Origin of the sequence: Rothia sp. HMSC062F03 (assembly GCF_001836905.1) — a bacterium.
In the GTDB taxonomy this organism is placed as follows: domain Bacteria; phylum Actinomycetota; class Actinomycetes; order Actinomycetales; family Micrococcaceae; genus Rothia; species Rothia mucilaginosa_A.
In genome coordinates this window covers 223,365-243,186 of the sequence record NZ_KV830898.1, presented here as the reverse complement: position 1 = coordinate 243,186, position 19,822 = coordinate 223,365, and the positions used below count along the sequence as shown (strand labels likewise).

Genomic DNA, 19,822 nt, shown 5'->3' with positions numbered 1-19,822 from the left:
AGGGGGCGTCGTGGATCGCCAATTGGTGAAGGGCAGTTCCCTGCCCTCGGACGAGCAGCGGACCCTGCTGGGGTATGCTTCCCGGCACCCCGAGAGCACCCTGCACAGTACGGGTCGCCGGCACGACGCCGCGGTTCTGCTGATCCACGGCATCGGGTACCAGAACTTCGGTGAGACCCTGGACTACTTCGGTAAGCCGGTGGCGCACAGCCTGAAGACGCTGGCCACGATGGCAAGCACGGTCGCACCCGATACCGGTTCCGATGCCGCGGACAGCCCCGAGGAGGCGACCCGGGGGGAGCGTCACGCTCATCCCCGACGGCGATACTCAGCCGCCATCGGGGGAGGTGACCTCGCATAGCGAGCACCGCGAGCTGAGCTACGCGCTCACGCTGGAGTACGTGCAGGCCCCCGAGGCTCCAGAAACCCCCGAAACTCTCGAAGTTTCCGAATCTACCGAAGTACCCGAGTCCCCGGAGGACCGGGAAGCCGTCGACGAGCCGAGCGCCTCGTCGTTGCAGGCGCGTATCTCGGAGGGGCTGCGCGCTCAGGAACGACGCCTGCAGGAGCGCCTCAGCGCCTCGCGTTCGAGCCGTCCGGAACGTCCGGAGCGTTCGGTGGTGCGTCGCAGCATCCTCCTTCAGGAGGGGTTCTGGCGCCCGAAGCACTATCGTCCCCTCAGAGATCACCTGCCCTGGCTGGTCTCGGTGCTGCCGCTTTTCCTCATGTTCTGTCTCTACTACGAGCGTCCGGGCCGAACCTGGACCGATCGCGCCGGGCAGCTGCTCCGGTCGATAGCGCGTTTTGTGAACGTGGCCGGTTGGCTTGTGCTGGCGGTGGTGACAATCGTGACGATGCGCGACGCCTTTGTTGCTTCCCTGAGCACGAGCCGCGGTCTGCTGACGGCGCTGGTGGCCGTGCTCAGCCTGGGTATTTTGGGTTGGGTTTTGGCTCGCCGTGCCCGCGAGCTGTGGGCGCTGGTGAAGGCGATTCCCACGCAGCTGATTCAGACGGCGACCAGCCCCGAGTCTCGGGATTTGGAGCGCATCTACGCGCGTTTGGACCGTCAGCTGGATCTGCTGGCAGCCCGTAGTGATGCCCCGGGTATTATTGCCCATTCGCAGGGCGGGTACCTGGGGTATGAGCTGTTGCGTCGCCGTGCGAAGGCCGGAAAGAAACCCCTGCGTTTCTTCTACGGGCTGGGTAACGGCGTGGTGCCGATCAGCATCATCGCCAGTGACCGCAACGACGTTCCCGCTCCGCTCGATAGCTCCGGCGGGTTCCGTAACCGCCCGACCCTGCTGGCCCTCGGAGCGGTAGCCGGGTTCGCCTGGGTTCAGGAGGCCCTGCTTCTGGTTGGCCCCTACGCCTCACTGCTGCGCCACATGATGCTGATTCCGTTGACGCTGGGCGCGGCCACGGTTGTCTTCGCCGTGCTCTCTGCACTGAAGGGGCGGGGCCGCATTGCGCAGGAGACGGGGGCGATCCCTGCCCTCTGGAATGTCTACGGCACGCGTTCCCTGATTAAGTGGCTTATTCCGACCCTCTTTGTGCACGGGGTGTTCATGATGTTTACCTCCCTCATGCTGGTGCTTGCCTACCTGAGCGGTGAAGCGAGGGTTCCTGCGCCCACCGCATTGGGCGTGGCGTTCTGGTGCGTCGCGATGCTGGCGATAGTCGTATCGGTGCGTAGCTGCTGTCACCTGTTCGTGCGCGCCTATGCGCCCTCGCTGCACGAGATGAACGTGGCGGATCACTGTGAGATTGCGGCGCGCGGTGATAGCATCGGGCGTTCGAACATCACACAGCCGACCGATGTGAAGGTTACCTTCGCGACCCTGCCGGGGCCTTCGGTGAGTAGCCACATGCAGTATTTTGACGCCAGCTCACCGGTTCCGCTCATGCTGTCGCGCCGTTTGCTGCCGCACGTTCTACCGGCCGACACGCACCTGCTGGAGGGCGTGAACGATATCGGCGCCGAGCTCAACCGTGCCTTTGCCCGAGCTAAAAGGGTTGCGCGTGCGGTGCACTACGGCCTGTATGCGGGGTTGACCGCGCTGTTTGTGCTGCTGCTGAATGCGGCGTCGCTTCTGCACGTTTCGGCGCAGGCCGGGCTGGATGTGCCGGTCCTGGATTCCGCGGGGTTTGAGTGGGCGGTGGCCGCGGCCCGGTACCTGCGTGAGCAGGTGGATTCGCCCGGCGGCGGCCTCGCTTTGTTGGCGATTCTGTTCGCGGTGGAGGTGCTGCTCGTGGTGGTGCTGTCTCCTGCGACTCAGCGTCGGTTCCAGCGGTTCATGGTGACGAAGATTGATCGCACTCTGGCGCGAGAGAGCGTCATCGGGGGAGTTGACGATGAGGCGAGCGCGGCCTCTGCGCAAGCGTGGCGTAGCCTGCATAATTAGAGCTTTAGGAAATGCTGTTGCACTCTTGACGAGTGCGGCGGCATTTCTTTTTAAGCTTCTAACGGTGGACTCAAACGGTGGGGAAAAACCGGCGGTCGTCTGCCGCCATTATGCCCCCTGATTTCCGCCTGACAACCGCGGACGTGTCCATTATGAGGTTGTTCCCTAGCGGTTCTTGAACATTGATTGGCTCTTGGGTACTTTAGAGGTATCACAACCACCACCGCGAAGAGGCATCCGGTTATCGCTGCGAACCTATTCGCTGTGTTACTCCGCGTGGCGTTTGCACTGTAGCGACGCCCTGACGAAAGGCTTTCGACGATGAGCCCGGCATACGATTACGAACCCGGATTCGGCGATTCCGCTCCCGAGCGTAGCAACGGTATCACCCACCCCAACCCCGAGCTGCTTTCGGCCATGACGATGGCCCAGCGCGGTGCGGTCTGTCGCTACCTGGCGCGTTTCGCTGAGCTGGATGACGCAAAGATTATTTACGCCTACACCCACGTCAACGATTTGGTGGCGAAGGAAGAGGCCCGCACCGGTAGCTTCACCGCGGTCTAGAGATTTTGCGCCTAGAGGCGGCGAGGCTGCACCTTCCGGAAGCGCCCTCAGGGTGCCCGAGCTCTGCGAGGGCGGGTTCCCTGCGCAGGCGCGGAGGAAGTGTGTAGCGAACCGCCGCTTGTAGACCTTTGCCGCAGGCTGCCCTTGCATACTGCCGCTGTACGTCGCATACGCCTACCGGCGACCATGAATTGAATACGAGAATGCCGCCGCACCCTCCCGAGTTTCGGGGGAGTGCGGTGGCATTCCTGTATCTAGCGCCGCGCTGTATAAGCCGCGCATGCTTTAGAGCCCGCGCACGACCTTCAGCAGCTTGAGCGCCGAGTCGCGCCAGGAGTAGCGGCGCACATCCGACAGGCCATCAATGATGACGCGCTCGCGCACGGCCGGATCCTCCAGGGAACGGATAGCCTTCACCCAATCGGCGGCGTGCGCCTCCGGGGCACCATCCACCGGCGCGAACACGGCGTGCGGCGCAATCTCACGGAAAATCGGGATGTCACTAATCACCGCGGGGCAACCGGCAGCCTGCGCCTCAACCACGGGCAGGCCGTAACCCTCCTCGCGGGAAGCAGTCACCAGGGCGTGCGCCTGGCGGAGCAGCTGCTGGTACTCCTCATCGCTCACGCCGTTGTGCACCTCCACGTTCTCACCGATGAGGCGCTCGTCGGTGAGCTGCACCAGGCGCTGCGGCGGCATCTTCGACAGCAGGTGCAGGCGGTAATCCGGCAGGGAACGCATCGCCAGTAGTAGCGTTTCAACGTTCTTGTACGGCATGAACGAACCCATGTACACCAGGTGCTTGACGGGCTGCTCTTCGCGGGTGGTGGCGCGTTCCAGCGCGGTCTGGCGCGAGACCACGCTGCCGGGCTGCGGGGCGTTGGGCACCACGAACAGCGGCTTGGTGGTCAGCTCGTGCTCACGAATCAGCGAGGCGGTCGACTCAGAAACCGTCACGACCGCGTCGCCGTGATTGAGCAGAAAACGTTGCGGGGTGTAGGTCTTGTGGAAGAGTCGCCAGCCCACGCGCACCGGTGCGGGCAGGAACCCGGGCGGGGTCGGGTGCGAGTAGTAGATCAGGTCGTGCAGGGTGAGAATCAGCTTGAACTTGCGTCCGGTGGAGCCGATGGTCTGCATGGGGGAGAACACCACGTCCGGCGCATACTTGTTCAGCTGCAGGGCGGCGGTCGGTTCGAGCGGGCCGGTGGGCGAGCAGATCTTCACGTGCGGCAAATCCGGCAGCATGTCCAGCTGACGCTCGTCGCTAATGATCATGGTCAGGTCGAGGTCGGCGGCGGCTTCGTCACCGGTGTCGATGAGGGTTTTGAGCGCGCCCAGCAGGGATGCGGTGTAGCGGCTGATGCCGTCGTGGAAGCCGATACGAGTGTATCGGGCGTCAACCATGAGTTTCATGTTGGTTCCTTACTTCTCGTTCCCTGAGTGGCCGGCGGCGAAATCGGCGATGAGTTCCGCGGCCAGGTGCGGGGTTTCGTAGTGGATGAGGTGCCCGACTTCGGGGATCATGTCCAGGCGCTCGCGGGCGCCGGTCGAGGAAGCGGGTAGGTCGCGGGAGGTCAGCGTCGCGTACATGGCGCGAGCTGTTTCGGGGGTGCCCAGGTCGTCGTCTTCGGCAACGAGCATCTGCACCGGAACTCGGATTGCGGCGGCGTACTCGGCGGCGGTGTGTGCAATGGACGCTTCGTAGGCGCTGAGCACCCCGCGGCGGGAACCGAAGGAGCCGAAGTAGGCGGCGTGCTGGCCGTTGATGAAGCGGCGCATCGCCCTATCTTTGGTGCGCATCATGACCTCGCTGGAGAGGCGGGTAATCAGCTGGGAACGCAGCAGCGGGTAGCCGATTTTTTCGGGTAGTGCCGCGCCGGCGCGGTAGTAGAGCGAGGCCAAGCGCGAGGTGACGCGCTGACGCCCCTCCAGGGCGGGTTCGCTAATCGGGTTGATGAGCGAGAGGAGCGCGAGCGAGTTCGGGTGTGCGGCGGCGAAGGCGCTGGTGAGGATGGATCCGAAGGAGTGACCGACCACGTGTAGCGGCAGTCCGAGCGGGTTGGTGCGCTCCACAAAATCCTGCAACCAGGCCACGTACGCGTCGATGCTGTCCTCGTCCGGGGCGCTTTCGGGCAGGTCACCGGAGCGGCCGAAGCCGGGCAGGTCGGGGCTGATGATGCTGACGTTCGGAATGAGCTTCAGCAGGTAGTTCGCGATGATTTCGAGGCCGTGGTGGTCGCCGCGGAAACCGTGAATGAGTAGCACGGGGTAGCACCCCTCGGGGAAGCTTCCGGAGCCCATGCCCTCACCGTACTGCCAGTAGCGGGTCGTGACCGCCTGCGCATCCGCGCCGATGCGCGCCTCGTGACCGGTGCCGGGAATGAGCGGGCCGGGTACGCCCTCGAGAACCGAGGCGTTGGGGGAGTTCGAGGGAACGGTGGAGGTCATGGGTACCTTTCACGGGGTCGGGTGCGGGGAGGGCAGGGTCCCACCCCTAATTTTAGGGGAGAAGCCTGAAAAGCCTCTGGAGGGCGGTGTGCGCCGGGCCCCTCGCGCGTCCTCGGCTCGTCCACAGACTAATCAGCGCGGGCTCGGATCCATCTCGTCGCCGCTTTCGCGTTACACTTGGAGGGTTAAGTTTTGATCAACCGTCTTTAAGGAATCGCTGTGTCTGCTCAGGTAGAGACCGAACGCACCGAGAATGCGTACGACTTCCGCGCTATGGAAGCCAAGTGGCGCCCCTACTGGGACGAAACGAAGGTTTTCCAGCCCACCGGTCACGCACCCAAGGGCCGCAAGTATGTTCTGGATATGTTCCCCTACCCCTCCGGTGACCTGCACATGGGTCACGCGGAGGCATTCGCCATTGGTGATATGAACGCCCGCTACTATAAGCAGTGCGGCTACGATGTTCTGCACCCGATTGGCTGGGACTCCTTCGGCCTGCCGGCAGAGAACGCAGCCATTAAGAACGACACTCACCCCAAGGAGTGGACGTACAAGAACATCGACACCCAGGCCGAGTCGTTCAAGCGTTACGCCATTGCCGCTGACTGGAGCCGCCGCCTGCACACCTCGGACCCCGAGTACTATAAGTGGACCCAGTGGTTCTTCGAGCAGTTCTATAAGAAGGGCCTGGCGTACCGCAAGGACTCTATGGTCAACTGGTGCCCCAAGGACCAGACCGTGCTCGCTAATGAGCAGGTCGTCAACGGTGCCTGCGAGCGCTGCGGCACCACCGTGACCAAGAAGGCCCTGAACCAGTGGTACTTCAAGATCACCGACTACGCCCAGCAGCTGCTGGACGACATGGAGCAGCTGGAGGGCAAGTGGCCCGACCGCGTGCTGCTCATGCAGCGCAACTGGATTGGCCGCTCCGAAGGTGCCGAGGTGCGCTTCGAGATTGAGGCCACCGAGGACCAGGCTGCTGAGTCCTTCACCGTGTTCACCACCCGCCCGGACACCCTGTACGGCGCAACCTTCATCGTGGTTGCTGCGGATGCGGCGTTCGCCGAGCAGATCGTGGCACCCGAGCAGAAGGCCGCCCTGGAGCAGTACCGCGAGGACATCAAGGCGCTGAGCGATATCGATCGCCAGTCCTCCGAGCGCGAGAAGACCGGCGTGTTCACCGGCCGCTACGCGATCAACCCGCTGACCGGCGCAAAGCTGCCCGTGTGGGCTTCCGACTACGTGCTGGCCGACTACGGTACCGGTGCGATTATGGCCGTGCCCGCGCACGACCAGCGCGACCTGGACTTCGCCCTGAAGTTTGACCTGCCCGTCGTGAAGGTCCTGGACGTTGAGGGCGCCGAGGATCCGGCCACCAGCGGTGTTGCTACCGCCGGTGACGGCGTGCTCGTGAACTCCGGCGAGCTGACCGGCCTGCCCAAGGCCGAGGCCATCGCTAAGGCCATCGAGCTGGTGGAGGCCGCCGGCACCGGTGAGGGCAAGGTCATTTACCGTCTGCGCGACTGGCTGCTCTCCCGCCAGCGCTTCTGGGGTACCCCCATCCCCGTGATTCACTGTGAGGACTGTGGCGAGGTTCTGGTTCCTGAGGATCAGCTGCCGGTGCTGCTGCCCGATAACCTGCGCGGTGAGCAGCTGGCTCCTAAGGGTCAGTCGCCTCTTGCTGCTGCCGATGACTGGGCGATTGTGCCTTGCCCCGAGTGTGGCAAGCAGGCTCGCCGTGACTCGGACACCATGGACACCTTCGTGGATTCCTCCTGGTACTTCCTGCGTTACGTTTCCCCGAACTACGACAAGGCTCCTTTCGACCCGCAGGCTATGAGCGAGTGGGGTGCCGTGGACATGTACGTTGGCGGTGTGGAGCACGCTATTCTGCACCTGCTGTACGCACGCTTCTTCACCAAGGTTGTTCGCGACCTGGGCCTGATTAAGCACGATGAGCCGTTCAAGGCGCTCATGAACCAGGGCCAGGTGCTCAACGGCGGCAAGGCTATGTCCAAGTCGCTGGGTAACGGCGTGAACCTGGGCGAGCAGCTCGACAAGTTCGGTGTGGACGCTATCCGCACCACCATGATTTTCGCGTCCCCGCCCGAGGATGACGTGGACTGGGCAGATGTTTCCCCGTCTGGTTCGCAGAAGTTCCTGGCCCGCGCCTGGCGCGTGGCTCAGGACGTCACCAGCGAACCCTGCGTGGACGCAACCACCGGTGACCTGGAGCTGCAGAAGCTGATTGCACGCACCGTGCACGAGGTGCAGGGCCTGATTGAGGGCGGCAAGTTCAACGTGGTTGTTGCGAAGACCATGGAGCTCGTCAACGCTACCCGTAAGGCTATTGACTCCGGTGCTGGTGCGGCTGACCCTGCTGTCCGTAAGGCTGCTGAGACTATCGCTATTCTGCTGTCTCTGTACGCACCCTACACCGCTGAGGACATGTGGCACGCTCTCGGCTACGACACCCCGGTTCTGACCGCGGGCTTCCCCGAGGTTGACCCGGCTCTGCTGGTGGATGACACCGTCACCGCTATCGTGCAGATTAAGGGCAAGGTCAAGGCTCGCCTGGAGGTTGCGAAGGATATTTCCGAGCAGGAGCTTCAGGAGCTGGCTCTGGCGGATGCCGCTGTTCAGCGTTCGATTGGTGACGCCGAGATCCGCAAGGTGATTGTGCGTGCACCGAAGCTCGTGAACATCGTAATCTAGGCTTTTGGCCGATCTGCAAGCCCCGCTGTGGCTTCGGTTCGTTCTGCGGAACGTTCCGAAAGGCACGGCGGGGCTTTGCTGTACTGCGGTAGTGATGAGTGCCATAATGTTCAGGAAACGCTAGGAGAGGCTTCGTCGCTGAATCATTCGCTGACGAACCGGAAGAAGGGCCGGAATATGGGGCACGAGAACAACGCAAAGGATCGCATTGCCGTGGTCACCGATAGCGCCGCGGCACTGCATCCGGAGCTGGTGGAGCGGCTGAGTGCTCGCGGGAACTTTGTCGTGGTGCCCATGCCCGTTACGATTCGCACCCCCGGTGCGGAGGACCGTAGCTTGCAGGGCCTCGGCGCCGCCGAGGTGGACGAAGCCATTATGCTGGCGCACGTCATGGGGCAGACCGTGAGCACATCCGGCCCGGCTCCTGGCGCGTTTGCTGACGTGTACGACGAGCTGGCATCGCGCGGCTTTACGCACGTGGTGTCGGTTCACCTCTCCGGCGAGCTCTCGGGCACGGTGGAGTCCGCGCGTACCGGCGCGCGCCTGAGCCGCCTGGGTGCCGAGGGCGTGAGCGTGGTGGATAGCCGCACGGTGGCCGGCGCCTACGGGTATGCGGTGCTTCGCGCCCTTGAGCTGTTGGAGGAGGACCCGAACCCCGAGCGGGTCGTGGAGTGCATGCGGCGGGTGTGTGAGCGCGCGACCTTGTACTTTTACATCCCCACCCTTGATGCGCTGCGCCGCGGGGGTCGCGTTTCCCCGGCGCTGGCGATGGTGGGGCAGATGTTTCAGATTAAGCCCATCGGCACGATTTCCCAGGGGAAGCTCACCTATGTGGAACGGCCCCGTACGGCCGCGCGCGCCCTGGATCGGTTCGTGGAACTGACGGTGCAGGCCTGCCGCGAGCACCGTCATGCCGCCGCTCTCGACGCTTCAACGGATGCGGTCCCGGGCAGCGATACGCCCGGCGAGGTGGTCGCGGTGCATCACGTGGGTAATGCGGCGCAGGCGGTGCAGCTGTATGAGCGGGTGCAACGTCTGCTGGGTGAGGGCTCGCTGAGTCATTCCGCGGGTGCCTCCACCGATTCTGCCTCGGGTGAGGGTTCTGTGGCGCTAAACATACCCGAGTTTTTGGTGAGTTCTCTGCCCCCGGTGCTTTCGGCCCATTCGGGGTTGGGAGCGGTTGCGATGGTCGTGTATTAGCGATTGAAAGGGTGGTTTGTACCCTCTCATCGTGCCTTGATACGGCGGGGTTTTTCTGCGAATGGGCATCGTGTGTATTTATTGTTATTTAGACCATATCGCAACATTTTCTCGGGGTGAACACCACGTAAACCAACAGAAAACAAAGGGTTTTTCGCCTATTTTATGGGGTAACTCACAAAAAATTCTCGAATGAGCACACCAAAACACACACAAACTAGGGTAGGATTATTACCAACAACGGCGGAACGCGCCGGGCACCACAGAGCTCGGAATAATTCGGTAAGCATAATGCCCACAAGGCATCGAATTGGGCGGGTCGCCACCCAACGCACTGACAAGGAGATACTCCAGTGACTGTACGCGTAGCAATCAACGGCTTCGGCCGCATCGGCCGCACCTTCTTCCGCGCAGCTCAGACCGAGGGCGTCGGCTTCGAGATCGTCGCAATCAACGACCTCACCGACGTTGAGACCCTGGCACACCTGCTCAAGTACGACTCCATCATGGGTCGCTTCAACGCAGAGGTTGAGGTCAAGGAAGGCGCACTGGTTGTTGACGGCAAGGAAATCAAGATCCTCGCCGAGCGCGACCCCCAGAACCTCCCCTGGAAGGACCTGGGCGTTGACGTAGTCCTCGAGTCCACCGGTTTCTTCACCGACGGCACCAAGGCAAAGGCACACATCGAGGCCGGCGCTAAGAAGGTTATCCTCTCCGCTCCCGGTAAGAACATCGACGGCACCTTCGTCATGGGCGTGAACGACGACCAGTACGATGCAGCTAACCACCACATCGTCTCCAACGCATCCTGCACCACCAACTGCCTCGCTCCGATGGCTAAGGTCCTGAACGACGCATTCGGCATCAAGCAGGGTCTGATGACCACCATCCACGCATACACCGCTGACCAGCGTCTGCAGGATGCACCCCACCGCGACCTGCGCCGTGCACGCGCCGCAGCCGTGAACATGGTCCCCACCTCCACCGGTGCAGCAGCAGCTGTAGGCCTGGTTCTGCCCGACCTGAAGGGTAAGCTGGACGGCTTCGCAGTCCGCGTTCCCACCATCACCGGCTCCATCACCGACCTGACCTTCACCGCTGAGCGCGAGGTCACCGTTGAGGAAGTCAACGCAGCGGTCAAGGCAGCAGCTGAGGGCCCCATGAAGGGCATCATCAAGTACAACACCGACCCGATCGTCTCCAAGGACATCGAGGGTGAGCCCATCTCCACCGTCTTCGACGCACCGCTGACCAAGGTGATCGGTGACCAGGTGAAGGTTATCGCTTGGTACGACAACGAGTACGGCTACGTTTCCCGCCTCGTGATGTTCACCAACAAGGTTGTGGCTTCCCTCTAAGCCTTCTGGGCTTCGACGCATAGCTAAGCGTCATAGAGCGTGACTAACGCATATAGTGAACCCCGGCACCACCGCTTTACGCGAGGGAGTCGGGGTTTGCTGTACCAAGACTCTTTTGCAGGGGTCTTGAATAAAACCCTTAATGATGTATAAACATACTATTTTCTATCGCTCATTTTGAGTCAGAAATACCGTAAGGGAGTAGGGGATAGAAAGGGTGAATATCCGCGGTATTCTGCGGAGAAACACCTTATAAAAGCTTATTTTTTAGGCTGTCAAAACCCCTATTCTTCGGTATGATTGAAACGGTATATAAACCCACCTAACCAGGAGGAAATCCCATGGCTAAGGCACTGTCCGAACTGCTCGAAGAAGGCGTCGCAGGCCGCCACGTCCTCGTTCGCTCCGACCTGAACGTACCCCTGAAGGACGGCGTCGTCACCGACGACGGCCGCGTCCGCGCATCCCTGCCCGTGATTGAGAAGCTTGCCAAGGCTGGCGCACGCGTCATCGTCACCGCACACCTGGGCCGCCCCAAGGGCAAGGTCGACCCCCAGTACTCCATCGCACCGGCAGCAGCACGCCTGGCCGAGCTCGCCTCCGTGCCCGTGAAGGTTGCAACCGACCTGGTAGGCGAGGACGCAAAGGCTAAGGCAGCAGCCCTGGCCGACGGCGAGGTCCTGGTTCTCGAGAACGTCCGCTACGACGCTCGCGAGACCTCCAAGGACGACGCAGAGCGCGGCGAATTCGCTGACGAGCTGGTCGCACTGACCGGCGAGAACGGTGCATACGTGAACGACGCCTTCGGTGCGGTTCACCGCAAGCACGCTTCCGTCTACGACGTTGCTAAGCGTCTGCCCGCATACCTGGGTGACCTGGTGAAGAAGGAAGTTGACGTTCTGGCTAAGACCCTGAATGACCCCGAGCGTCCTTTCGTGGTGGTCATGGGCGGCGCTAAGGTGTCCGATAAGCTCGCCGTGATTGACAACCTGATTGGTAAGGCTGACACCATCCTGATTGGTGGCGGCATGGGTTACACCTTCGCCTACGCAAAGGGCTACGAGGTGGGCAAGTCCCTGCTCGAGAAGGACCAGGTTGAGAACGTTCTGCGCTACCTGAAGGAAGCCCCCGAGAAGGGCACCGAGATCATTACCGCTGTGGACGTGGTCTGGGCTGACGACTTCTCCGCAGACGCTAACACCGAGATTCGCCCCATTGAGGACCTGACCGGCGGCAAGCTCGGCGCAGAGGCTGAGGGCCTGGACATTGGCCCCAAGACCCGCGAGATTTTCGCTGAGAAGATTAAGGGCGCAAAGACCATCTTCTGGAACGGCCCCGTGGGTGTGTTCGAGATCGCTCCGTTCGCTGAGGGTACCCGCGCGGTGGCACAGGCTATCGTCGACTCTGATGCGTTCTCCATCATCGGTGGTGGCGACTCCGCTTCGGCAGTCCGCAACCTGGGCTTCAAGGACGAGCAGTTCGGCCACATCTCCACCGGTGGTGGCGCTTCCCTCGAGTACATCGAGGGTAAGACCCTGCCCGGTCTGGAGGCACTGGGCGCCTAATCTGGGTGCGCCTCATCTGACTACGTACAGTAGCGCAGAGTTTTAGCGTGAGACCCCCGTCGGGGCGGTATTTCGGTACCGTTCCGGCGGGGGTTTCTGCGTGCTCGGTCTATCTTTTGTGGGGAGGGGCGGTGCTGTTTCCTGGCTATTTGCTGTGGATTCCTTGGGTTTGCGGCTTGTATCGGAGGCGTGTGGAACCGACTCTAATAGACTGGGAATGTAGGGTTCCCCGCCGTTCATGGGACGACGTCTGTTGCACCCGGTGGGGGACCGCAACTCCAGAAAATACATCGCGGTATTTACGAAAGCCGTGGAGGAACACGAATGACCACGAACAATGACGGCAATTCAACCAGCCAGGCTCCTGAGCGGAACCCCGTGCAAAACCCTGGGCAGAGCCCGGAGAAGAAAAAGCGTTTTTCCCGGCGAACCCTGGGATATGCCGGTGTGGGTGTTCTGACGGCTGCGGTTATTAGCCGGTGCACGGGCTTGATTAAGACGCCGGAGGAGCTGGAAGAGGATCGTAAAAAGAAGCAGGAAGCTGAGGAGAGAGAACGGCAGGCTCAAAAAGATCGGGCTTTGGCTGCTCTTGAACCGAATCAAGAATTCGTGGGGGCAATCGATAAGTCTTATCTGTATAAGGATGTTCCTCTTGAGTACACCGCCTACGAAAGCCGCGGCGAGTTCGTACCCGCGACTGAGGAACATCCCGCGCAGAACGTGCCTTACCCTGTACCTCAACCGGAGATGTACGAATATAGTCTGCAGGGTTTTATGACCTTCATGGGGTATTTTTGTGCAGCCCTCAACTACTTCTATTACACGGGAGATACTGAGCCTCTGTCGAAGGTTGTTGAGCCGGCGGCTGTCCTTCCTGAAACAATGCTTCGCCTGTACCGAGAGAAGCGCGGATGGGTTATATCGGAACAGGACGTGTGCAAGGCGTGGATTTATTTCCCAACGAGTAGTTCGGATCGTCTATCAATATCGGAGCGGAATGGCCGGCACATTATATGGTGCTGGCTGGGGGTATCTAAAGAATCCTATACAGGCTATTTCTATATTCCGAGCATCGGTGAAAAATTATCTCTTTACGATTATCGGAGTCCTCTGGGGAGGAAGCCAAGGGACGACAGAGGGGAGAGGCTGGAAGCTGAGCACCTGAATGGCAGGTGGACCTTGTTGAATAATGACAAGGATAGGACACCGATGTACCCCGCAGATGTCCCTCATACCGGTGAATCCTAAGACCGGGTTCATAATAACTTCAGTTAGGAGACGCAAGCGGCTGCCAGTGTCCCTATTGAGCCCCACCTACAGTGGGTTTTGTTATACATCCAAAGATGAGTGTAAGGAAGAAGACAATGATAGACAGCGAAGAACTACTTAAATCATTTGTATATATGGATGATTTCGCTGGAGAGTATTCGTTAGCAACCACTCGTTTAACTGGCGAGTATATTCCGGCCAATCAGGATCATCCAGCATATTCTGCGCCTATCCCGGATTACGATTATTGGCAGCAACCAGTAACTAGCTTTGTGCGGGAGCTTTTCCATTATATCTATTATTACTCCTGTCAGAATTACATTCTTTTGACCTCTGATACACGAGGCTTAGGAGACGATCTGAGTGAGGATGAAATCTTTTTCCCGGCTATTCAAGATCTCTTCGAAGAGGGTAAAGCATGGGTAGTTACACCTGATACTAGGATTCTCAACCTGCACGTTCTCGAGGGTCGGCCGCGCATCACGAATTCGGAACAAGAGGTGACCGAGTGGAAGGTGCGATTTGATATTCATCCTGACGTGAAGGTATATCGAAAAGATACCGGAGAACTGCATCCCATCGCTAAATTTGATACGCGAAGCCTGATTCGTGAGGGATCAATACACGGCACGATGAGAACGGTGAGTGTCAAAGACAAAGGGTCAACAATCAGTTTTATCCCAGAAGGTACCAACAATGCGTCAGAGGAGAAGACATCATGAGTATCAACAGCGGTCCTAACCCATATCCCACCTCGTATTCCGAACCATATTCCCAGCTCAATTATCAGCCTGAACCTCGGAAGAACCGCCCGGTTAGCCGCCGCGTCTTTTTAGGCAGAGTGGGCGTAGGCGTTCTGGGTGCTGGGTTGTTCGTCTCCGCTGGGTATCGTGCTGGCTTGCTGGGAACGGACGAGGAGCGACGGGAGGCACGTCGACGGTTGCAGCACCAAAGATATATTGACATGGAGCCGAAGCAACAATACGACTATCAAAAGGACCTTGGGAAATCTAGTAGATTGCTCATTTACACGGCGTATGAGCGTAGCGGGCGGTATATTCCTGCAACGGAAGAACACGCGGCACAGAATGTACCCTATCCTGTATTGCATCCGGGTATGAATAAGTACACCAGGTCTGGATTATATACTTTTATTGCTTACTATTATGCGTCTCTGAAATATTTTTACCTCACGGGAGACACTGAGCCTCTTTCTAAGATAGTGAAGCCAGAGGATGTTATTGAACCTGAAATCCTCCGGTTCTACCAAGAAAAGCGCGGATGGCTTATCTGTGATGATGATATATTTAATGAGGTATCTATTAATTCTGCTTCTTTTTTCCCAGATGAGAGGTTTGAGTACACCAAGCGGAATATTTTTTATTGTAGTGTAGAATATTTTCTTCACCGGGCAGCGTATTTCTTTATTCCAGAGACGGGGGAAAAGATTCCTCTTGATCACTATGAGACCTTTGAAAGTAGTTTTTTTAGTTCATATCTAGAAAACTTGAAGGGGCGATGGGTTTTGCTTAACAATCAAGATGATTTGATGCCTCTATATCCTCCCGGTTTTCATAAAATAAGATACTAAAACGGATATGTGGGGGTTTCTGCACGCCCGCTCATGCCCGGTCCACCTTGTGCGGGCAGGGTGTGGGGCTGTTTCCTGGCTATTTGCTGTGGATTCCCTCGATTCGCCGCCTGTATCCGAGAGGGACAGAGCAGCTTTACTAGACTGGAAATATAGAGGGCCCCGGCGCTCACCGGGCGGTACCCATACGGTTGCCGCGGGGGAGCGAAACAGGGAGCGCACGCACCTCCACAGGCAAACAAATACAGGCAAGCAAATACAGGCGGGCGAAGACGCCCAGGTGCTGAACCCAGCCGCCCGAGCAGTCCAGGACCACCTCGGCAGCTTATGAAAACGGCAACTAGTGAACATCGAATCCAAGGAGGCAAAGAATGACCGTAAACGCTCAAGCGCTCTTTGACGAAAAAGACTACACCGGAACATACCCGTACGTTGCCGATGGCGTGATTGGGCCCTACACACCCGCAAACCGGGACCACCCCGCCTACTCGGCGCCGGCGCCGGGGGTGAGGTACAGGCCGAGGCACTATGCGGCGAGGAACCTGCGCCCCTACCTGGGCTACTACTACGCCTGCCAGAATTACATGATTCTCGCCTCGGAACCTGCGGTTCTGAGAATGGACAATATCAGCGAGGAAATGTTCTTCCCCACCATTCAGGACCTCTACGAAGAAGGTAAAGGCTGGGTCATTACCCCTAACCCCCAGATTCTGACCATGAACCTTTTGGAGGGGCAGCCGCGCCTCATTGACGAGACGCTAAAAATTGTGGAATGGAATGTGCGGTTCGATATTCTTCCCGAAGTTCAGGTGTACCGCAAGGACACAAATCAGGTGTATCCCATCACCGATTTTGATACGCGCGGCCTGATTCGTGACGGCGCAATACACGGGACTCTACGCACACAATTCACGAATGAGTGGAGGCCCGTCCAATTCATCCCAGAAAATAGTTTGAGCTAGGGGAGGGCATCATGACGAATAACTTTGGTGGACCCGGATACGGCGGACCCGGATATAACGAGCAACGAGCGTACATGAGATCTATGCTGTCTCGCGCCAAGTTTATACGGGCTGGCGTGTTCGCCGGTGCCGCCCTCGTCGCGGTGGCTTTTGGCTGGGGTGTCAACCTGCTCAATACGATGAGCTCGGATTCCCAAGCCGATAAGAAGCGTGACCAGGAATTTGTGCGCCTGGAACCCACGGAGAAGTACGATGAGCTCCGTACCTTGGGGCCTTCCTCCGGGCCGCTCGTCTACACGGCGTTTGAGCGTAAGGGCCGCTTCATTCCTGCCACCGAGGCGCAGGCGGCGCAAAACGTGCCGTACCCGATTCAGCAGCCCGGAATGGATAACTACGACCGCGCCGGCTTGTACGCGTTTTTGGCGTACTTCTTTGCGTCAATGAATTACTTCTACCACACGGGCGACACGGAGCCTCTTTCCAAGGTCACAGACCCCGAAAAGGTGCTACACCCCGAAATTCTTCGCCTGTACAGGGAGAAGCGCGGGTGGGTTATTTCGCCTGACAAGAATGTGCTGAACGCCAACGTTGTTGACGATCTTGTTGCGGGTGAAAAGGCTAAAAATACGAGCCGAAATATTTTGGTGAGCACCCTGTACACGACTAAGGCTACGGACCTGGCGTTTTACGTGACTGAGACGGGTGAGAAGCAGGATATCCGCAAATATTTGAGGTACCTGGGGCGTTTCTCGCTGGCTGTGGAGCATCTGCGCGGGCAGTGGGTGATTGTGGTGGACCGCGACGGCTACAGCAACCGTAACACCTACGAGCCGATCTACCCGAAGGGCTTTGGCAATCTATAGCGTCCCTGGGCCCCCTCCGGCGCGGTACTTTCGGTACCGCGCCGGAGGGGGTTTCGTGCTGGACTTTTGAGGTGGGCTCTTCGCGGTTGGCTAGGGGGGCGGAATCCGTCCTACTGAGTTCGTGTGCAGAGTGCGCGTGTGTTACCTTGAGGAGTGTGTGATTCTCACTGTCACCGAGAGGGAACACACATGCAACGAGTGTGAGCGAGGATGCTCGTTCACCGTCACATCAACTTCAACTTCCGGAAGCTAAATACATGGTTACCTTTCAGGCTCATGCCGTTCCCGTACCTTTTAAAGATGAGAGCGCTGAGGCTCTCACGATGCGGCTCAAGCATCTAACTCAGGTACGTCAGATTTTTATTCGCTAAAGGTATTTATTCGTTTAATAATCTCATTTGTTATATGAATAATGAGTGTTTTTCTTGAGCTGATTCAGTGAATATTTTAACTCTTAACAATTGAATTATTTTTTGTGTAAACCCCCGGGATGCGGCAGGTGAGATTTTCAAGGGTGAAAATATGCAAAATAGATTCATGAATTCAAATTAGCGTTAGGTAATGAGAGATATATTTTAGGAAGGAGAGGAAATGACTGTCGACCCTGAGTGGACCAAAAAATTCTTCAACCAAGAAGACTATAGGGGAGAATACCATCTTGTCGATACGGACATGATCGGAATTTACACCCCGGCAAATCAGCAGCACCCTGCATATTCTGCGCCGCCGCCAGATTACAGCTATACGTTTACTAAATTTCTAACGTCCGCTGATTTGGAATTCTATAATATCTACTATTATCAATGCCAAAACTATATGCTTTTGGCATCCGATTCGCGACGCCTCGAATATGCAATGACCGCCGAAGAACTATTCTTCCCCGCCATTCAAGATATCTTTGACGACGGGAAAGGCTGGGTCATCACCCCCAACCAACAAATCCTGACCATGCATATCCTCGAAGCACAACCGCGCATCCATAATGAAGAACAAAAAATCTTCGACTGGAACGTCAAATTCGACATCCTCCCCGAAGCAAAAGTCTTCCGCAAGGACACCGGGCAGCTACAGCCCATCACCGAATTCGACACGCGCGGACTCCTCCGCGACGGAGCAATCCACGGCACCCTGCGCTCCCGTTTCCTCGACCCCGGCTGGGATATCCACTTCATCCCCGAAAAGGAGGCATAACCATGGAGCCCCAACGCAAGGAACAGGAGACGAACGGAACGCTGGGTTCCTCCCCGGAAGCTCCGCCGGTATCTTCTGGTCAGCTACTCGCTCATCAGCAGGAACCGCGGAAGCCTCGTTTTTCTCGTCGTGCCCTCGCTGTAGCAGGCGTGGGCACCCTCGGCGCTCTCTTTGTCGGTCGTCAGACCGGTATCCTCGCCACCAACGAGGAAAAGCAAGAAGTTCGTCTTCTCAAGCGAGATAGGGCACTAATCGCTCTAGAACCTGAAGAGAAGTTTGATGCTGGTTACGTAGACCGTGGAAGCGCAGCCGGGTTTATGGTGTACACCGCCTACGAACGCAACGGCAGGTACGTGCCCGCCACCGAAGAGCACGCCGCCCAGAATGTGCCGTACCCCGTTCTGCAGCCGGGAATGAATGAGTATAACCGCGGTGGTTTCTATATTTTTCAGGCGTACTTTTATGCCGCCCTGAACTATTTCTACTACACCGGAGATACCAAACCGCTCTCTGAAGTGATCAATCCGGAAGAGATTATTTCCCCTGAGCTTCTTCGGCTCTACCGAGAAAACCGCGGCTGGCTTATTGCCAACCAGGATGTGTACCGTCTGCAGGTTACCACCGCCGGTATTAATGACCGCAGTAAGAATGGTCGGCAGGTATTGAGATACCAAGCAAGACGACGTATTCGCGATGAGGCTGTCTTCTACGTATCCGAAACGGGGGAGAAGCTACCCATCGATAAGTTCTTGAAGACCGGTGAGGAAGAGTACGCTTTCCTCTGCGCGGAGCACCTGCGCGGCCGCTGGGTGCTCGTGGAAGACGATAAGGACGCCACGCCGCTATACCCTCCGGGATTCTCCCTCGAAGGGCTAGAGGTATAAGAATCCACCTTCTCGGTAGCCGCACGACATCACCAGTAACCACACCACACCAACCACAACAAGGAGACATATGGAACAGCCGCCCCAGAACCCCGGCGTACCCGCACAGGGGAGCGCCGTGCAGGGTAGCCCCTTGCCGGAGAATACTGCGCAGAGCAATGCTGTACAGGAAAATACCGTGCAGAACAATGCCGCAGAAAGCACCGCGGTAGAAGCCAGCGCAGTACCTACCGCAACCACCCTCCAGAGCCCCGGACGTGAGCCCGCCGTAGCTGGCGCCGCCTCCGCAGTTCCCAGCGAAACAGTAGCGACCCAGAACGCACCCGCAGAGCCTAAGCGTATGGGCCTGTACTCGCTCATCTGCCTTCCCATCGGTGGATTCATGGCCTACTTCATCGCAGGTTCTCCTTACCTCTGGATGTACTACGCCTATTGGGAATCTTCCTCGATAGCAACGGCTACTCTCATCATTTCGTTTGTTGTTTTGCTGTGCGTCTGCTTCACCTACTGTGCTCTTGCGGCGCTCATCGTTGAGAAGATCGCTACCCGAAAACTGCCCTGGAAGCGTTCCCTCGCCATAAGTGCGCGCGCTACCGCGCTTCTTGTGATTGTTCTGACGATTGTCTTCTTCTGCTACACGTCGTACCTTCTCCGAGGTGGCTACTAACACACCGTAGACAAACACCACCGGCAGAGTACCGGCAGGGTAGAGCCCCTAAGCTCCACCCTGCCGGTACTTCGTATCCGGGGTTCCACGCAATCAGCGAACGCGGGGTGAGAATAGTCAAGGCACAGCATAAAACCGCGCCG

General features: G+C 58.5%; 17 protein-coding genes. 15 read left to right on the top strand and 2 right to left on the bottom strand.

The window, feature by feature from the left end:
• The first annotated feature begins 10 nt into the window (after positions 1-10).
• From HMPREF2674_RS08565 to HMPREF2674_RS08555, 3 genes are all read left to right on the top strand, one after another.
• Positions 11-361 (top strand): hypothetical protein, encoded by a 351-nt coding sequence (locus HMPREF2674_RS08565; protein ID WP_070484310.1) that lies wholly within the window; start codon positions 11-13, stop codon positions 359-361.
• Entirely contained in the window at positions 348-2,402 is a 2,055-nt protein-coding gene (locus HMPREF2674_RS08560; protein WP_070825431.1) for an aconitase, read from the top strand. Before HMPREF2674_RS08565 ends, HMPREF2674_RS08560 begins: the two co-directional genes overlap by 14 nt.
• 321 nt (positions 2,403-2,723) lie before the next feature.
• Positions 2,724-2,966: a hypothetical protein gene (locus HMPREF2674_RS08555; protein ID WP_049334121.1), complete on the top strand. Its 243-nt coding sequence runs from the start codon at positions 2,724-2,726 to the stop codon at positions 2,964-2,966.
• A gap of 285 nt (positions 2,967-3,251) precedes the next feature.
• Here HMPREF2674_RS08555 and HMPREF2674_RS08550 read toward each other — a convergent pair whose 3' ends face one another.
• Positions 3,252-4,379: a glycosyltransferase family 4 protein gene (locus HMPREF2674_RS08550; RefSeq protein WP_049342843.1), complete on the bottom strand. Its 1,128-nt coding sequence runs from the start codon at positions 4,377-4,379 to the stop codon at positions 3,252-3,254.
• Between the two features lie 9 nt (positions 4,380-4,388).
• On the bottom strand, positions 4,389-5,414 hold the full coding sequence (locus HMPREF2674_RS08545; RefSeq protein WP_070825430.1) for an alpha/beta fold hydrolase: 1,026 nt from the start codon (positions 5,412-5,414) through the stop codon (positions 4,389-4,391).
• Positions 5,415-5,633: 219 nt separating this feature from the next.
• Here HMPREF2674_RS08545 and leuS point away from each other — a divergent pair, with 219 nt between their 5' ends.
• The 12 genes from leuS (at position 5,634) to HMPREF2674_RS08485 (ending at position 19,679) form a co-directional block, all read left to right on the top strand.
• On the top strand, positions 5,634-8,129 hold the full coding sequence (leuS, locus tag HMPREF2674_RS08540; protein ID WP_070825429.1) for a leucine--tRNA ligase: 2,496 nt from the start codon (positions 5,634-5,636) through the stop codon (positions 8,127-8,129).
• A 177-nt stretch (positions 8,130-8,306) separates the two neighbouring features.
• Positions 8,307-9,329: a DegV family protein gene (locus HMPREF2674_RS08535; RefSeq protein WP_070825428.1), complete on the top strand. Its 1,023-nt coding sequence runs from the start codon at positions 8,307-8,309 to the stop codon at positions 9,327-9,329.
• 353 nt (positions 9,330-9,682) lie between these two features.
• Entirely contained in the window at positions 9,683-10,687 is a 1,005-nt protein-coding gene (gene gap, locus HMPREF2674_RS08530; protein WP_049346349.1) for a type I glyceraldehyde-3-phosphate dehydrogenase, read from the top strand.
• A gap of 341 nt (positions 10,688-11,028) precedes the next feature.
• The gene (pgk, locus tag HMPREF2674_RS08525) at positions 11,029-12,252 is read left to right on the top strand and encodes a phosphoglycerate kinase (RefSeq protein ID WP_049342838.1); all 1,224 of its coding nucleotides are present in this window, start codon (positions 11,029-11,031) and stop codon (positions 12,250-12,252) included.
• A 324-nt stretch (positions 12,253-12,576) separates the two neighbouring features.
• Positions 12,577-13,500 (top strand): DUF6318 family protein, encoded by a 924-nt coding sequence (locus HMPREF2674_RS08520; RefSeq protein WP_053088823.1) that lies wholly within the window; start codon positions 12,577-12,579, stop codon positions 13,498-13,500.
• A 116-nt stretch (positions 13,501-13,616) separates the two neighbouring features.
• A complete protein-coding gene (locus HMPREF2674_RS08515) occupies positions 13,617-14,243 on the top strand; it encodes a DUF6318 family protein (RefSeq protein WP_065425444.1) in 627 nt (208 codons plus the stop codon).
• On the top strand, positions 14,240-15,112 hold the full coding sequence (locus tag HMPREF2674_RS08510; RefSeq protein ID WP_141761825.1) for a DUF6318 family protein: 873 nt from the start codon (positions 14,240-14,242) through the stop codon (positions 15,110-15,112). Before HMPREF2674_RS08515 ends, HMPREF2674_RS08510 begins: the two co-directional genes overlap by 4 nt.
• 371 nt (positions 15,113-15,483) lie before the next feature.
• Positions 15,484-16,074 carry a DUF6318 family protein gene (locus HMPREF2674_RS08505; protein WP_070506373.1) on the top strand — a complete coding sequence of 197 codons (591 nt, stop codon included), beginning with the start codon at positions 15,484-15,486 and terminating at the stop codon, positions 16,072-16,074.
• A gap of 83 nt (positions 16,075-16,157) precedes the next feature.
• Positions 16,158-16,937 carry a DUF6318 family protein gene (locus tag HMPREF2674_RS08500; protein ID WP_246826208.1) on the top strand — a complete coding sequence of 260 codons (780 nt, stop codon included), beginning with the start codon at positions 16,158-16,160 and terminating at the stop codon, positions 16,935-16,937.
• Positions 16,938-17,528: 591 nt separating this feature from the next.
• Positions 17,529-18,128, top strand: a complete 600-nt coding sequence (locus tag HMPREF2674_RS08495; protein ID WP_049342832.1) for a DUF6318 family protein — start codon at positions 17,529-17,531, stop codon at positions 18,126-18,128.
• A gap of 2 nt (positions 18,129-18,130) precedes the next feature.
• Complete coding sequence (locus HMPREF2674_RS08490; protein WP_070825426.1) at positions 18,131-19,012, top strand: DUF6318 family protein; 882 nt, start codon at positions 18,131-18,133, stop codon at positions 19,010-19,012.
• Between the two features lie 70 nt (positions 19,013-19,082).
• Positions 19,083-19,679 carry a G-protein coupled receptor family protein gene (locus HMPREF2674_RS08485; protein ID WP_049334134.1) on the top strand — a complete coding sequence of 199 codons (597 nt, stop codon included), beginning with the start codon at positions 19,083-19,085 and terminating at the stop codon, positions 19,677-19,679.
• The last annotated feature ends 143 nt before the right edge of the window (positions 19,680-19,822 follow it).

What these genes read in the sequence shown, in the direction of transcription:
- HMPREF2674_RS08490 (WP_070825426.1), top strand. Translation starts at nt 18,131, where the DNA reads ATGGAGCCCCAACGCAAGGAACAGGAGACGAACGGAACGCTGGGTTCC.
- HMPREF2674_RS08520 (WP_053088823.1), top strand. Translation starts at nt 12,577, where the DNA reads ATGACCACGAACAATGACGGCAATTCAACCAGCCAGGCTCCTGAGCGG.
- HMPREF2674_RS08495 (WP_049342832.1), top strand. Translation starts at nt 17,529, where the DNA reads ATGACTGTCGACCCTGAGTGGACCAAAAAATTCTTCAACCAAGAAGAC.
- HMPREF2674_RS08500 (WP_246826208.1), top strand. Translation starts at nt 16,158, where the DNA reads ATGCTGTCTCGCGCCAAGTTTATACGGGCTGGCGTGTTCGCCGGTGCC.
- HMPREF2674_RS08555 (WP_049334121.1), top strand. Translation starts at nt 2,724, where the DNA reads ATGAGCCCGGCATACGATTACGAACCCGGATTCGGCGATTCCGCTCCC.
- HMPREF2674_RS08485 (WP_049334134.1), top strand. Translation starts at nt 19,083, where the DNA reads ATGGAACAGCCGCCCCAGAACCCCGGCGTACCCGCACAGGGGAGCGCC.
- HMPREF2674_RS08505 (WP_070506373.1), top strand. Translation starts at nt 15,484, where the DNA reads ATGACCGTAAACGCTCAAGCGCTCTTTGACGAAAAAGACTACACCGGA.
- HMPREF2674_RS08545 (WP_070825430.1), bottom strand. Translation starts at nt 5,414, where the DNA reads ATGACCTCCACCGTTCCCTCGAACTCCCCCAACGCCTCGGTTCTCGAG.
- pgk (WP_049342838.1), top strand. Translation starts at nt 11,029, where the DNA reads ATGGCTAAGGCACTGTCCGAACTGCTCGAAGAAGGCGTCGCAGGCCGC.
- HMPREF2674_RS08510 (WP_141761825.1), top strand. Translation starts at nt 14,240, where the DNA reads ATGAGTATCAACAGCGGTCCTAACCCATATCCCACCTCGTATTCCGAA.
- HMPREF2674_RS08535 (WP_070825428.1), top strand. Translation starts at nt 8,307, where the DNA reads ATGGGGCACGAGAACAACGCAAAGGATCGCATTGCCGTGGTCACCGAT.
- HMPREF2674_RS08515 (WP_065425444.1), top strand. Translation starts at nt 13,617, where the DNA reads ATGATAGACAGCGAAGAACTACTTAAATCATTTGTATATATGGATGAT.
- HMPREF2674_RS08550 (WP_049342843.1), bottom strand. Translation starts at nt 4,379, where the DNA reads ATGAAACTCATGGTTGACGCCCGATACACTCGTATCGGCTTCCACGAC.